11 protein-coding genes and 3 tRNA genes are annotated in these 13874 nt (G+C 74.0%); 9 read left to right on the top strand and 5 right to left on the bottom strand.

Features of this window, described 5'->3' with window-relative positions:
* The first annotated feature begins 178 nt into the window (after positions 1 to 178).
* The gene (locus B6R96_RS24005; RefSeq protein ID WP_030715469.1) at positions 179 to 1216 is read left to right on the top strand and encodes a rod shape-determining protein; all 1038 of its coding nucleotides are present in this window, start codon (positions 179 to 181) and stop codon (positions 1214 to 1216) included.
* Positions 1213 to 2832: a GAF domain-containing protein gene (locus B6R96_RS24000; protein ID WP_079404870.1), complete on the top strand. Its 1620-nt coding sequence runs from the start codon at positions 1213 to 1215 to the stop codon at positions 2830 to 2832. The genes B6R96_RS24005 and B6R96_RS24000 overlap by 4 nt, the downstream gene beginning before the upstream one ends.
* A gap of 131 nt (positions 2833 to 2963) precedes the next feature.
* Here B6R96_RS24000 and B6R96_RS23995 read toward each other — a convergent pair whose 3' ends face one another.
* Complete coding sequence (locus B6R96_RS23995; protein ID WP_030390914.1) at positions 2964 to 3404, bottom strand: Lrp/AsnC family transcriptional regulator; 441 nt, start codon at positions 3402 to 3404, stop codon at positions 2964 to 2966.
* A 69-nt stretch (positions 3405 to 3473) separates the two neighbouring features.
* Here B6R96_RS23995 and B6R96_RS23990 point away from each other — a divergent pair, with 69 nt between their 5' ends.
* The 3 genes from B6R96_RS23990 to B6R96_RS23980 all read left to right on the top strand — a co-directional run bounded on the left by B6R96_RS23990 (position 3474) and on the right by B6R96_RS23980 (position 6331).
* Entirely contained in the window at positions 3474 to 4220 is a 747-nt protein-coding gene (locus B6R96_RS23990) for a LysE family transporter (protein WP_107475575.1), read from the top strand.
* A gap of 65 nt (positions 4221 to 4285) precedes the next feature.
* On the top strand, positions 4286 to 4798 hold the full coding sequence (locus tag B6R96_RS23985; RefSeq protein WP_081525223.1) for a hypothetical protein: 513 nt from the start codon (positions 4286 to 4288) through the stop codon (positions 4796 to 4798).
* Between the two features lie 174 nt (positions 4799 to 4972).
* Positions 4973 to 6331, top strand: a complete 1359-nt coding sequence (locus B6R96_RS23980) for a carboxyl transferase domain-containing protein (RefSeq protein ID WP_203351650.1) — start codon at positions 4973 to 4975, stop codon at positions 6329 to 6331.
* On the opposite strand, the gene B6R96_RS23975 is transcribed toward B6R96_RS23980, so the two are convergent.
* On the bottom strand, positions 6328 to 7590 hold the full coding sequence (locus tag B6R96_RS23975) for an MFS transporter (RefSeq protein ID WP_078938004.1): 1263 nt from the start codon (positions 7588 to 7590) through the stop codon (positions 6328 to 6330). The two genes, B6R96_RS23980 and B6R96_RS23975, sit on opposite strands and share 4 nt — an antisense overlap.
* Before the next feature lie 214 nt (positions 7591 to 7804).
* On the opposite strand from B6R96_RS23975, the gene B6R96_RS23970 reads away from it, so the two are divergent.
* Together B6R96_RS23970 and B6R96_RS23965 are read left to right on the top strand one after the other, a co-directional pair.
* A complete protein-coding gene (locus B6R96_RS23970) occupies positions 7805 to 8962 on the top strand; it encodes a carboxylate-amine ligase (protein WP_081523597.1) in 1158 nt (385 codons plus the stop codon).
* A gap of 351 nt (positions 8963 to 9313) precedes the next feature.
* Positions 9314 to 10564 (top strand): acyltransferase family protein, encoded by a 1251-nt coding sequence (locus B6R96_RS23965; RefSeq protein WP_081523596.1) that lies wholly within the window; start codon positions 9314 to 9316, stop codon positions 10562 to 10564.
* Positions 10565 to 11309: 745 nt separating this feature from the next.
* Here the strand turns inward: B6R96_RS23965 and B6R96_RS23960 are convergent.
* The 3 genes from B6R96_RS23960 to B6R96_RS23950 all read right to left on the bottom strand — a co-directional run bounded on the left by B6R96_RS23960 (position 11310) and on the right by B6R96_RS23950 (position 11724).
* Positions 11310 to 11383, bottom strand: a tRNA-Ile gene (locus B6R96_RS23960).
* A 190-nt stretch (positions 11384 to 11573) separates the two neighbouring features.
* Positions 11574 to 11646 (bottom strand) — tRNA-Asn (locus B6R96_RS23955).
* A 5-nt stretch (positions 11647 to 11651) separates the two neighbouring features.
* A tRNA-Asn gene (locus B6R96_RS23950) sits at positions 11652 to 11724 on the bottom strand.
* Positions 11725 to 11869: 145 nt separating this feature from the next.
* On the opposite strand from B6R96_RS23950, the gene B6R96_RS23945 reads away from it, so the two are divergent.
* Together B6R96_RS23945 and B6R96_RS23940 are read left to right on the top strand one after the other, a co-directional pair.
* Positions 11870 to 12172 (top strand): hypothetical protein, encoded by a 303-nt coding sequence (locus B6R96_RS23945; RefSeq protein ID WP_030384583.1) that lies wholly within the window; start codon positions 11870 to 11872, stop codon positions 12170 to 12172.
* Positions 12173 to 12279: 107 nt separating this feature from the next.
* Positions 12280 to 13731 carry an FGGY family carbohydrate kinase gene (locus tag B6R96_RS23940; RefSeq protein ID WP_053171528.1) on the top strand — a complete coding sequence of 484 codons (1452 nt, stop codon included), beginning with the start codon at positions 12280 to 12282 and terminating at the stop codon, positions 13729 to 13731.
* Positions 13732 to 13874 lie beyond the last annotated feature (143 nt).

Here is a 13874-nt window from a genome sequence, read left to right as displayed (position 1 = left end):
CGTGCGGTGCGGGCATGGTGCTGCCTGTCGGTACAGAAATCCACCCCCATGCAGCCGCGACGCACCCCCCGGCCGGAGCATCCCAACGGGCCATTAGCCCTAATTGCCCGCGATGATATGAAAAGTGATCGGCATTTCCGTCGGTCCGCTTGCGTCAGCGCTCTCGGGAGGATCTGCCGTGACCGTCAGTCTTGAGCAGTTGCGCCGCTGCCACGTCGCCGTCGACCTGGGGGCGGCAAGGACCCGCGTGTACGTCAAGGGCGCCGGCCTCGTGGTCGACGAACCCAGCGTCGCCGCGGTCAACACGCGCACCGGCGCACTCATCGCCGTCGGCTCCTTCGCCGAACGGATGACCGGCCGCACGCCCGACTACATCCGGGTCGTGCGCCCCGTCTCCGGCGGCACCGTCGTCGACATCGAGATGGCCCAGCGGATGCTGCGTCACCTCCTCGGCGAGAAGCTGCGGCGCGCCCTGCGCCGCAAGCCGCGGCTGCGGGCCGCCGCCTGCACCCCGCACGACGCGGACCCGCTGGCCCAGCGGGCCACCGTGGAGACCCTCGTCGGGCTCGGCGCCCGGCGCGTCGAACTGGTCGACACCCTGATCGCGGCGGCCGTCGGCTGCGGACTCCCCGTGGAGCAGCCGACCGCGACGATGATCATGGTGTGCGGGGCCGCGGCCACCCAGGTGGCCGTCCTCTCCCTCGGCTCGATCGTCACCGCCCAGCGGATCCCGGTCGGCGGCGAGGCCATCGACCACGCGGTCGTCCAGCACCTGCGCCACGCACACGAACTGATGCTGCCCAGCCAGGCCGTCCGGCCGCTCCAGCTGGCCCTGCACGGCAACGGCCTCACCGCCGAGGGACCGGCCTCCACCCTGATCCACGGCCGCGACGTGGCCACCGGCCTGGCCCGCTCCGTCCACGTCGACACCGCGGCCGTACGGGACGCCATCCACACACCGCTGACCGCCGTACTCGACGGCATCGGCAAGGTGCTGCGGGACTGCCCGCCGGACCTGGTGGCCGACCTGACGGACCGGGGGATCATGATGGTGGGCGGCAGCGCCCTGCTGCCGGGCCTGGACCAGATGCTGCGGGACGCCACCGGAATGCCCGTCGCCATCGCGGAGCGGCCGGACGTGTGCGCCGTACTCGGTCTCGGCGCGATGCTCGAAGGGAAGATCGCCCCCATGGTTCTCAACCCGCTGGCCGAATGACGAACGCCGGGCAGGAGCCCGACGCGCTCGACACCGGCCCCGGCGAGCGGCCCGACGCGCTCGACACGAGGCCCGACGAGGAGGCCGCTCGCCTTCCGGTGCTGCTGGAGGCCGTCCTCAACGTCGGGTCCGAGCTGGAGCTGCACGCCACCCTCCAGCACATCGTGGAGTCGGCGACCGAGCTGTGCGGCGCCCGGTACGGAGCGCTCGGGGTCGTCGACCCCGAGCGCGTCCTGCTGACCGAGCTGTTCACGGCCGGGCTGACCGAGGAGCAGCGGAACGCGATCCCCCACCTGCCGGACGCGCGCGCCGGAGTGCTCGGAATCCTCACCGGCGACCCGCGCCCGCTGCTCCTGGACGATGTCACCCGGGACCCGCGGGCGGCCGGTTTCCCGCCGGGCCACCCGCCCATGCGCAGCCTCCTGGGCGTCCCGATCCGGGTGCACACGGAGGTCTTCGGCAATCTCTACCTCACCGAGAAGCGCGGCGGCGGCCCCTTCACCGACGAGGACCTCGCCCTGCTGCGCGTCCTGGCCTCGCAGGCGGGCATAGCGATCGGCAACGCCCGGCTCTACGAGACCGCGCGCCGCCGGGAGCGCTGGATCGACGGCGCCGCCGCCGTGACCACCACCCTGCTCGCCGGACGACCGGCAGCGGACGCCCTGATGTGCGTGGCCGAACGGGCCCGGCTGCTGGCGGACGCCGCGGCCGGGGTGGTGCTCCAGCCGACCCCCGAGGGCGGCATGGAGATCGTGGCCGCCTCCACGCACGGCGACCCCGGGGACCTGGTGGGGACGGCGATCGCGCCCGGTTCGCCCGTGCTGGAACAACTCCTCGGCGGCGAGCCGGTCTTCATCGACGACTCGGCGACCGACCCCCGGATGACCACGCACGTCCGGGAGCGGTTCGGGCCGAGCATGATGCTTCCGCTGCAGAGCGGCGGCCAGCTGATCGGCACCCTGGCCCTGCCCCGCGCCCGCGGCGGCCCCGCGTACGACGCGGTGGACCGGCTGCTCGCCTCGCAGTTCGCCTCGCAGGCCGCGCTGGCCCTCGTACTGGCGGACGCCCAGCACGACCGGGAGCAGCTCGCGGTGTACGAGGACCGCGACCGGATCGCCCGGGACCTGCACGACCTGGTGGTCCAGCGGCTCTTCGCCACCGAGATGATGTTGGAGAGCACCCGGCGGCGGGCCGCGAACGCCCCGTCCGGGGACACCGTGGGCGACGAGCTGAGCCGGGCCGTGGACGAACTGGACTCGACGATCCAGGAGGTCCGGACGGCCATCTTCGCCCTCCAGCAGCCGCCGACCGACGCCCCGACGACCTTCCGGGGCCGGGTGCTGCGCGAGACGGGCGGGGCGGCGGCCGTGCTCGGCTTCCAGCCGTCGGTGCACTTCACGGGCGCGGTGGACGCCCTGCTGCCGGACGCCGTGGCGGGCGACCTCCTCGGGGCCCTGCGCGGCGCCCTCGCCGCGGCGCACCGGCGCGGCGAGATCACCTTCATCGACGTGCAGGTGGACGCGGACCCGTCCCGGGTCCGGCTGACGGTGGCGGACGACGGCCGTACGGAGTCGGGCGCGCGCGGCACGACGATGACCTGGGAGTCCGCGCTGTGACCGGCCGCCGGCCGGAGGCGGCGGCCGGCCGGGGCAGCGGACCTGCCCGGCCCTGAGCTCCGCCACCGCTCCGGGCGGACGGGACCGTGGACTGCTGCGCGGCAGCCGGGGCCGGGTGACCTGACGCCTCCTCAGGGCTGGCCCGGGCGGGTGGCGGCCCGCAGGGCGATCCGGGTGTTGGACTGGGCCACGCCCGCCTCCCGCTTCATCCGGCGGAGCAGCCCGTCGAGGGCGGCGGGGTCGGCGGCCCGGGCACGTACGAGGTAGTCGTGCTCGCCGGTGACGTGCACGACCTCGGTGATCCCGGGGAGCCTGGCGACCTGCCGTTCGAACTCCTCGTTGGTGGTGTCCTGGCGCAGGGTGACATCGATGAAGACGACGAGCCCGCCGCCGGTGTCGGCGGCCGGGTCCACGATCGTGGTGAAGGCGCGGATCACCCCCTCGCGGCGCATCCGTCGCACCCGGTCGGCGGTGGCGTTGGCGCTGAGGCCGACGCGAACCCCCAGGTCCCGGTACGAGATCCGCGCATCCTGCTGGAGGATGCCGAGGATTTCCCTGTCGAGGCGGTCCATGCCGCGATTCTCGCAGCCGGGGCCGGTATTCGCGCTCGTCCCCCGGGCGCCGGCGCCGAACCTCGCCCCATGAGCGAACTGATGACGCCGGCGCTCGCGGGCGCGGCCGCGGGTCTGGGCGTGGCGATGCCCATGGGGGCGATGAGCGTGCTGCTGCTCCAGGAGGCGATGCGCGAGCGCCGCGCGGCCGTGGCCGCCGCCGCGGGAATCGCGGCGGTCGACCTCGGCTACGCGGCCCTCGCCACCGCGCTCGGGCCCTGGGTGGCCTCCCACATCTCGCCGGTCGAAGCCTGGGTCCGGCTGGCCTCGGCGGCCATCCTCCTGACCATCGCAGCCCACGGCCTGGCCGGAGCCCGCCCGCCCGGCGCCGGACCCGACGGCGGCGCACTCCCGGCCCGCCCGCCCGCCCCAAGCCCCTCGCCCCGCCCCGCCGCCCCGGGCGCCTCCGCCGTACCCGGCTCCCCCGCCGCCCCGGGCGCCTCCGCCGTCCCGGGCTCGTCGGCCGTACCGGCCGCAGTGGCTCGGCCGGGCAGGGTCTTTGCGCGGTACGTCGGGCTGACCGCGCTCAACCCCACCACCGCGCTCTACTTCGCCGCCCTCACCACCGCCCAGGGCGCCGCACTGCGGACCGGTGCGGCCGGGGGCGCGTTCCTCCTCGGGGTCGGCGCCGCCTCGCTCCTCTGGCAGCAGTCGCTCGTGGCGCTCGGCGCCTTCGCCGGGACCCGTATCCCGGACCGCGCCCGCGTCTGGACCTTCCGCCTCGGCTACGGGCTGGTCGCCGCGTACGCGGTGAAGATCGCCCTCCCGCTCCCGTGACCGGCCGGCGGCCGACGGCGGGTTTGCCCGCGGCGCCCTCCGCGGTGAGACTCGGTCCCGTGGACATGGGCATCTCCGGTTTCGAGCCGTCCTACCTGGTCGGGCTCGAGGCGGTCCGGCAAGCGCACGGCGCCCGGCTGGCGGCGCTCGTCGGCCGACGCCTGACGGGGTTCGCCCTGGTGCGTTTCGCCGAGGACGGGGACTGGTACGCGGACTGCCCGGTGGTGCTCGACTTCGACGGCACCCGCGTCGAGATCTGCCACACCAAGTTCGACGAGCTCTCGATCGGCTGGGGCACCATCCGGACCACGGCGGTGATCACCGGCTGGGACGAGTCCGGGCTGACGCCCGAGTGGTCGCACCGTGACGCGCGCCTCGAACCGTTCGTCGGCCAGGAACTGCGCGACCTCGCGCTGATCGAATGGCGGCTGGCGGGCCGCGACCTGGCAGCGGGGACCCTGGCGGTGGAGTTCGTCTTCGACGCCGGCCGCCTGCGCATCGCCAACGCACTCGACGAGAACGGCATCGAGACGGGCCCGGCCCGACAGACCCACCTGCGTCACGGACCCGAGCACTGACCGGCCCTCCCCCGCACACGTCCCGACGGTGCCCGGTCCGGCTCATCGCCGATCCGGGCGCACACGCACCCGCCCGGATCCCGCGCCGGGCGCCACGGCACCACGCGTCCAAGTACTGTCGCCCGTACACGACTTCGACGACCGTCGATCGACGAACCGACCTGGGGTGACCCCGTGACGACCCGCCTCTCGGCCCGCGCGGCCATCGCCTCCGTGACCGACCCCGGCAGCTTCACCGAACTCCCCGCCCCCCGGCGGGAGTCCCCCGCCGACGGCCCCCTGGAGTGGACCGGCTACGCGGACTCCCGCGCCCGCGCCGCCACCCGCACCGGCGAGCAGGAGTCCGTGGTCACCGGGACCGCCCGCATCGGCGGCCACGAAACCGCCGTCATCTCCTTCGAGTTCGGCTTCCTCGGCGGCTCGCTGGGCGAGCGCACCGGAGACCGGCTCGAAGCCGCCTACGCCCACGCCCGCGAGCACCGGCTCCCCCTCGTCTCGCTCATCGCCACCGGCGGCTCCCGGATGCAGGAGGGCATGCTCGCGCTGACCCAGCTCCAGCGGGTGGCCCGCCAGTGCGTCCTGACCCGGGCCGCGGGGCTCCCCCAGCTCGCCGTCCTGCGCGATCCGACCACGGGCGGCGGCTGGGCCACCCTCGGGGCCGGGGCCGACGTCGTCCTCGCGCTCCCCGGGGCCCAGGTCGGCTTCGCCGGGTCCCGGGTGCGGCCGGCCGACGCGGACCCGGCGGCCTACTCCGCCGAGGGCCAGTACGCCGCCGGGCACGTGGACGCCGTGGTGGCCGCCGCCGAGCTGGCGGGGACCCTCGCCGGGTGGCTCCGCGTACTGGCCGCGCCCCGCCCCGCCGGGCCGGTCGATCCGCCGGCGGCGCTGGCCGGCGTAGCACCGCCGCGGACCGGCTGGGACGCCGTCCTACAAGCCCGGCACCCGGACCGGCCGCGCGCCACCGCGTACCTGGACGCGTACTTCGAGCTCCGCCTGCCCCTCTCCGGGGACCGGGCGGGCGGCACCGATCCCGGCATGCTGTGCGGATTCGGGCTGCGCGAGGGGCGTGCCGTCGCCTACGCCGCCCAGTGCGGCACCGCCACCCGCCCGGCGGGCTACCGTACGGCCGCCCGCGTCGTCCGCCTCGCCGACCGGCTCGGCATCCCCGTGCTCACCCTCGTGGACACCCCGGGCGCGGCCAACGACGCCGCCGCCGAACACGCCGGCGCGGGCGCGGCCATCGCGGACACCTTCGCGGCGCTCGCCGCGGCCACCGTCCCCGTCACCACCCTGCTGATCGGCGAGGGCGGCTCGGGCGGCGCCCTCGCGCTGGCCGCTCCCGGGAACACCTGGGTCACCCCGGACAGCTACTTCTCGGTGATCGCCCCCGAGCTGGCGGCGGCCATCCTCAAGCGCCCGCCGGAGGCCGCCCCGGCCACGGCGGACCAACTGCGCATCCGCCCCCAGGACCTGGTGGCCCTGGGGGTGGCCCGCGGCATCGTCGCCCGGCACGATCCGAAAGAGACGGCCTAGGCCTGCGGGAACCGCGCGTCGTAGCGGGCGAAGTTGCGCCACCGCAGTGCGAGCAGGCCCAGCACCAGCACGCAGGCCAGCCCCCCGCCCGTGACGGCCGCGGCCGGGGTGGTGAGGTCGGCGACGGTCCCGGCGAGGAAGTCCCCGAGCCGGGGCCCGCCCGCGACGACCACGATGAAGACGCCCTGCAGGCGGCCCCGCATGTCGTCGGGGGTGGCGGCCTGGAGCATCGTGGTGCGGAACACCATCGAGGCGGTGTCCGCGTACCCGGCCAGGGCCAGGAAGAACATGCCGAGCCACAGGTTCCGGGTGAGCCCGAAGACCGCGACGGCCAGCCCCCAGCCGGCGACGGCCAGCAGGATCGCCAGCCCGTGCCGGCGGATGTGGCTCTGCCAGCCGGAGAACAGCCCGCCGAGCAGCGCCCCCGCGGCCGACGCGGCGACCAGCAGGCCGACCGTGCCCGGGCCGCCGCCGAACCACAGCCCGGCAATGGCCGGGAACAGTGCCCGGGGCTGCGCCAGCACCATCGCGGCCAGGTCGGAGAAGAAGGTCATCCGGATGTTGGGCCGGGTGCCGAGGAAGCGCAGTCCGTCGAGGACCGACGCCCTCCCCCGCGCCCCCTCGGCCCGGTCGGGCTTCATCGACGGCAGCCGCCACATCGCGTAGAGCGCGGCGGTGAAGGTGACGGCGTCGATCAGGTAGGCCGTCTGGTAGCCCCCGAGGGCGACGATGAATCCGCCCAGGGCCGGGCCCGCCATCATCCCGAAGGTCATGGTCACGGAGTTCAGGGCATTGGCGGCGGGCAGCATCTCCGCCGGCAGCAGCCGCGGGATCATGGCGGACCGCGCCGGTCCGGTGAGCGCCCCGCAGACCGCCTGGAGCGCCACGACGGCGTACAGGAACCAGACGTTGTGGAAGCCGAGCAGCGCGGCCACGGCGAGGGCGACCGACAGGGCGGCGGCGCCCAGCGAGCTGTGGAGGCCGAGCTTGCGCCGGTCGACGGTGTCGGCGATCGCGCCGCCGTAGAGGCCGAAGACGACGAGCGGGACCAGGGAGAAGAGCCCGACGAGCCCGACCGAGAAGCTGGACCGGGTGATGTCGTAGACCTGGAGCGAGATCGCGAGGGTGGTCATCGCCTGGCCGACCCAGGAAATGGTTCCGCCGAGCCACAGCCGCCGGTAGTCGAGGGATGCGCTCAGGGGGGTCAGGTCGGCGAATATTCGCTGCCAGAGCTGGGGTGGGGCGGTCGTCCGGGTCACAGCGGATGATAACCACCGGCCGCTGCGCACCCCCGGGGATTTTTCGCCGCTTCACACACCGGCAACAGTCGCCACACCCGACTCCGGACTTTCGGCGCGGGCGGCCTTTTGCCGGTAACTCGCCACTATCACCGGACATTTGACTGAATCGACGTGCGCTCCTCACCTCGGGTTCAGCTCATGATGAAAAGACTCGTATGTCCAGGGAGGCGTAGTGATCGAACCTGGCAACAGCACCACGAGCACCGGCACGACGCAGAACACGGTGCCCCCCACCGTTCCCCTCACCGTCGGTGTCGAGGAGGAGTTCCTGCTCGTCGACGCCCGCACCTTCCGGGTGGTCCCCGCCGCCCCGCTGGTCCTCGCGACGGCCGGCGGGCTGCCCGGCGAGCTGCACCCCGAGGGCACCCGCTACCAGGTGGAGATATCCACCCCGATAGCCCACTCGGCCGCCGCACTGCGCGCCGAGCTCGCCGCACTGCGGCGCACCCTCGGCCGGGCCGCCCGGGCCCACGGCTGCCGGTTGCTGGCCGCCCCCTCGCCGGTCGTCGCCGTGGAGGGGCCGCTGCACCTGACCGACGACGAGCCGCGCCAGCGCGAGCAGCACCGCCGCTTCGGCGCGCTCACCGACACCCTCGTCAGCTGCGGCCGCCACGTCCACATCGGCACGCTCGACGTGGACACGGCAGTGGCCGTGTCCAACCGGATCAGACCCTGGCTGCCCACGCTGATCGCGCTGGCCGCCAACTCGCCGTTCTGGGGCGGCCGTGACACCGGTCACGCCAGCTGGCGGGCGATGGCCTGGTCGGGCTGGCCCTCGGCGGGCCTGCCCCCGCACTTCACGTCCACGGCCCACTTCCGGCGTTCGGTTCAGACCCTGCTCGGCTCGGGGGCGGCCCTGGACACCAAGATGGTCTATTGGGACCTCCGCCCCTCCGGGCACTGGCCGACGCTCGAGATCCGGGCGCCCGACATGTCACCGGACATCGATTCGGCCGTCCTCCAGGCCGAACTGGCCCGCGCACTGGTCTCGACGGCGCTGCGCGAGATCGCCGAGCGGCGTCCCGAGCCGGCCGTACGGGACGACGTACTGCGTCTCGCGCGCTGGCGGGCGGCCCACGACGGCCTGGAGGGCTTCGGCCTCGATCCGTACACGGGGACGGAACTCCCGGCGGCGGACCTGGCGGAGGCCCTGCTGGACCTGGTCGCTCCGGAACTGGCGGCGACGGGCGACCTCGACCACGCGGCCAAGACCCTGGCGGGCCTCCTGCGCGACGGCTCGGGCGCCCACCGCCAGCGCGTGGCGTTCGCCCGGCGCCAGGACCTGACGGACGTCCTGCGCCACCTCACGGACGAGACGGAGGACTTCTGACCCTCCTGCGCATGCGGCAGCCGCGGGTGAGAAGAGCTCTCGCCCGCGGCTCACCCCGTGCGGCCGCCCCCGGACCGCCCCGTCGGTCCCGTTCTGTCCGAAGCCGGAGTGCACGCATTGCGTCGGGACCCGTCCGCCTGCGCCCGCTCCCACCTGTCCGGACGTGCCCCGGGCAGCCATCGGCCCGGGGCACGGCGGTGGCGCCGGGGCCTGGTCGAGGGCGCCCTTGACGCCCCTGCGTGCAGGGCGCACTTGGTCTACAATCCCCCGAGCATCCCCGTTCGCCGCGTAGACCGAACCAGTCCACCGCCAAGAGGTCCGGGGCAACTCGGAACCCTGGGGGAAAGTCACGTGGAGCCCACGAATCAGCCTGCCCGGGGCATACCCTCCGCGGCCGCCCGCGGCGGCCGCAGGCGGAACGCGCGGGCCGGCGGACGCCTCGTGGTGCTGGACGGACTGCGCATCCTGGCCGCGCTGATGGTGGTGTTCCACCACTACGTCGGTTACGGCGGCGCCGCCGCCGGGGCGGGCAACGCATGGTCGCGCCCGATCGCCCATGTCTTCCCGCTGGCCTCCAAGTTCGGGGCCTACATGTGGACGGGCGTCAGCCTGTTCTTCCTGATCAGCGGTTTCGTGATCGGCATGAGCACCTGGGGCCGGGGGCTCGGCGACTTCTTCACGTCCCGGGTCGTACGCCTGTACCCGGCCTACTGGTTCGGGGTGCTGGCGACCACCGGCGTGCTGACGCTGTGGCCGATGGTGGTCCAGCCACTGCACGCGCACGAGGTGCTGGCGAACCTGACCATGCTTCAGGGTGCGATGCACATCACCAACGTGGACGCCTCGTACTGGACGCTCTGGTACGAGCTCTGCTTCTACCTGCTGTTCTGTCTCGTCGTCCGGCAGGGCCTCACCTACCGCCGCGTCATCGCCTTCTGCATGCTGTGGACGGTGGCGGGACTGGGCAGTGTCGCGATGGAGTGGGGCCCCCTCCAGGTGATCACGATGCCCTGGATCTCCTCGTTCTTCATCGCCGGCCTCGCCTTCTACCTGATGTACCGCTTCCGGCCGACCCTGCTGCTCTGGGCGATCATCGGCGTCAGCCTGGCGCTGTCCCTCATCTACGCCCGCGACCACCAGCGCGCGATCGACGCGGCGCTCGGCGGCCGGCACCTGCCGGCCTGGCCCGCCTACGCGATGATCCTGCTCTGCTACGCGGTGATGGCCGCGGTGTCGCTGGGCTGGCTCTCCCGCATCCGCTGGCGCTGGCTGACGGTCGCCGGCTCCCTCACGTACCCCCTGTACCTGCTGCACGAGGCGATCGGCTGGACGGCCATCAGGCTGCTCCACGACCGGATCCCGAAGTGGCCCCTGGTCGGGCTGGTCACGGTGGGCATGCTCGTGGCCGCCTATCTGGTGCACCGGATCGTCGAACGCCCGCTCTCGCGGCTGCTGAAGCGCGGGATCAGCTCGGGCCTGGCCGAACTCCGGGCGGGCGGCACTCCCGCGTCCGCCGGACCCGCGGCGGGAGGCGGCTTCCAGCCGGGTGCACCGGCGCCGACCGAAGCCGCCGGGCAACGGCCGACGACCGTCCGGGTCTGACGCCTCCCCGTCCGCCCCTGCTGCGCGCAGGTCACGCACCCCGGGAGCGGGGCCGTGACGCCGCGCCCGCAAGCGATCTCCTCGACCTGCGGCGGCCCGGCTGCCCCGAAGCGGGCGGCCGGGCCGATGGCGGCGGTCAGCGGTGAGCGTCCGTCCCGACCGGAAGGGCCCGGCCGCCCTCGAACTGCCGGGCAGACGCCGCTCAGCGCCCCTTCCGGCACGCTCCCGCACTGCGTGTGGGCCGGGGGCCCCGGCGAAGGGCGACAGCAGGCGCCGACGGAGCCGCCCGAGCTCCTCGCGCCGGGTCTGCACCCACCCCGCTCGCGTTCCGGCGCGCCACCTCCGAAGGCGTTCTCCGCGGCCCGGAATGCCGCTCCTGCCGCTTCCGGGTGAAGGGGCCACTGGTGTTGACCATGCCGCGGGTGACGGCGCGGCAGCCCCGGACACCAGGCCCCCGGTCTCCCCGCCGTGCACGGCTACCGCGGGCGGCCCTGACCGGCGGTCAGCAGCCTCGGTGAGCCCTCTCCGTGCGGGCCGCCTCCCCGCGGGGCCCTCCCGGCACCAGGGGCGCCCGTGGGCTCCCGGCTGTGATCAGCAACACTCCGGCGAAGCGGGCGGATGCCCGCCCCTCCGTCTGTCCCCCGGAACGCGAAAGGCGGCCCCGAGGGGCCGCCAGGATCACCGTAGCGACTCGCACGACCAGGGAGATCCCTGGTCAGATCGTTTCTGCACACCTGGTGTGCGGTGGGGCGGGTGGGACTCGAACCCACGGCCGACGGATTATGAGTCCGCTGCTCTAACCGGCTGAGCTACCGCCCCTTCACGGCGTGGCGCGTACACGTGTGCGCGCCGTCTGCCGCAGCATAGCCGCTCATACGATCTCCTGCCTCGGATGCCTCGCATGATCGGCTTCGCCTGTTCAGAGAGACCGCGCTGAGGGCTGCCCGGTTCCCGGACGGGGTGACAAAGAAAAGAAGAGGACCCCTCGGGGCCCTCTTCTTCTTCCTTGCTCCCCCGGCTGGACTCGAACCAGCAACCCTCCGGTTAACAGCCGAATGCTCTGCCAATTGAGCTACAGGGGACCGCGCTCCCCCGACTGGACTCGAACCAGTAACCTGCCGGTTAACAGCCGGCTGCTCTGCCAATTGAGCTACAGGGGATTGCTGCGGTGCATCGAACAGCCCACCTCCGGCCTTGCCGGGGGGCGAGTGCCCGTTGCGAGTCATAGATTAGCGCAAGCAGGGGGGTGCTCCGCCAATCGGTTTCACCAGCAGGCCGGGCACCACACGACGAAGGGTGACAGGCATGCGGTACAAGGTCACGTTCGTGGTCGGACTGGCCCTCGGGTACGTGCTCGGGACCCGGGCCGGACGCGAGCGCTACGAGCAGCTGCGGAAGTCCGCACAACAGATCGCGCAGAACCCCGCGGTGCGCAACGCCGCCGAGACCGCCGGCCAGACCGGGCGCGAGTTCGCCGGCAAGGCGTTCACGGCAGTGAGCCAGAAGGTCGGCGACGCCGTCCCCGACTCGATCGCCGGGCGGGTACGGGGCCTGCGCGACCGGGTCAACGGCGCCGCCGACGACGACTGGGGCACCACCAACACCTAGGGGGTGCCCCGACGGGCAGGTCCGCGTGTCGGAGCCCACGGGATCCATGAGGTTCCGGGGGCTCCGCAACGGTCGAGACCGGCCCCGCGTGCGGCAGAATTCACCACATGGGGATAGTCGCCGGGCTGGACAGCTCTTCCGCGTTCACACGCATCGTCGTCTGTGACACCGAGACCGGCGCCGTGCTGCGCCAGGGGTACGCGCCCCATCCGCAGCCCACGGCCGAACCGGACGGCGGCGCGAATCCCCACGAGACCGATCCGCAGGCCTGGCTGCTCTCGCTCGGCGAGGCCGCCGGCGGCGGCCTCCTAGAAGGGGTCCAGGCCATAGGGGTCTCCGCCCAGCAGCACGGTCTGCTGCCGCTGGACCCGCAGGGCGGCCTCGTGCGTCCCGCCCTCGTCGGCAACGACAAGCGCGGCCAGGTCGCCGCCGCCGAGCTCATCGAGGCCTACGGCGGCCGGCAGTCCTGGGTCGAGGCGGTGGGCTCGGTCCCGCACGCCGCGCAGCCGGTGGCGAAGCTGGCCTGGCTGGCCCGCACCGAGCCGGAGGCGGCCCGCCGGATCGCCGTGCTGATGTCCCCGCACGACTGGCTGGTCTGGCAGCTGCTGGGCCGCCCGGCCCGGCGGACCACCGACCGCGGCGGCGCCTCCGGCACCGGCTATTGGTCGGCGGCCACCGGGACCTGGCGCCCCGACCTGGTCGAGCTGGCGCTCGGCCACCGGGCGCTGCTGCCCGAGGTGCTCGGCCCCGCCGATGCCGCCGGGACCACCCCCGAGGGGCTGCTGATATCCGCCGGCACCGGCGAGACGATGGCCGCCGCGCTCGGGCTGGGGCTCGGCCCCGGCGACGCGGTGGTCTCGCTCGGCGCCTCCGGTTCGGTGATGGCCGTGCACCATGAGGCGGTGTCGGAGCCGGGCGGTCTCGTCACCTCCCTGGCCGACGCCACCGGCATGCACCTGCCCGTGGTGAACACCTCCAATGCCGTACGGGCCCTGCGCGGCACCGCCGAGCTGCTCGGCACCGATCTGGAGGGGCTGTCCGAGCTCGCGCTGAAGTCGACACCGGGCGCGCACGGCCTCGTACTCCTGCCGTACCTGGAGGGTGAGCGGACGCCGAACCTGCCGCACAGCGCCGGCACCCTTTCCGGGCTGCGCCGGGACTCGATGAAGCCGGAGCACCTGGCCCGGGCCGCCTTCGAGGGCATGCTGTGCGGGCTGGTGGACGCGCTGGACGTGCTGCGCTCGCGCGGGGTCGAGATCCGCCGGGTGTTCCTGCTGGGCGCGGCGGCCGAGCTGCCCGCCGTACAGGCCGCGGCTCCGGGGCTGTTCGGCACGCAGGTCGTCGTACCGGCGCCGGCGGACTACGCGGCGCTGGGCGCGGCGCGCCAGGCGGCCTGGGCGCTCGGTGTGGCGCAGGGCACGCTGGCCCCGCACACCCCTCCGGTCTGGCCGGCCCCCGCGGCCCAGATCTTCGAGCCGGGCGAGGAGTTCCCGGCGTGGCAGGGGGTGCGCCAGCAGTACATCGCGACGCGGGAGCAGATCCACCCCGGGGCGTTCTAGAGGCACCCCCCTCGGGGCATCCCTAGGGCGATGGTCGGGGCGGGCTTGGTCCTTTTGACCGGCCTTTGCGAAATCCGGTGGGGATCACAGGGCCGGTTGGCTCAATATGGGTTGAACCCCTCGATCATGCCGACCGGAGCCTG

The organism is Streptomyces sp. Sge12 (assembly GCF_002080455.1).
Lineage (GTDB): Bacteria > Actinomycetota > Actinomycetes > Streptomycetales > Streptomycetaceae > Streptomyces.
The sequence above is the reverse complement of the archived record's forward strand: the minus strand, read 5'-3'. Positions and strand labels throughout refer to the sequence as shown.

Bases quoted from the DNA above. Each gene is read 5' to 3' on its own strand.
- B6R96_RS24000 (WP_079404870.1), top strand. From the start codon at position 1,213: ATGACGAACGCCGGGCAGGAGCCCGACGCGCTCGACACCGGCCCCGGC.
- B6R96_RS23995 (WP_030390914.1), bottom strand. From the start codon at position 3,404: ATGGACCGCCTCGACAGGGAAATCCTCGGCATCCTCCAGCAGGATGCG.
- B6R96_RS23990 (WP_107475575.1), top strand. From the start codon at position 3,474: ATGAGCGAACTGATGACGCCGGCGCTCGCGGGCGCGGCCGCGGGTCTG.
- B6R96_RS23985 (WP_081525223.1), top strand. From the start codon at position 4,286: ATGGGCATCTCCGGTTTCGAGCCGTCCTACCTGGTCGGGCTCGAGGCG.
- B6R96_RS23945 (WP_030384583.1), top strand. From the start codon at position 11,870: ATGCGGTACAAGGTCACGTTCGTGGTCGGACTGGCCCTCGGGTACGTG.
- B6R96_RS23940 (WP_053171528.1), top strand. From the start codon at position 12,280: ATGGGGATAGTCGCCGGGCTGGACAGCTCTTCCGCGTTCACACGCATC.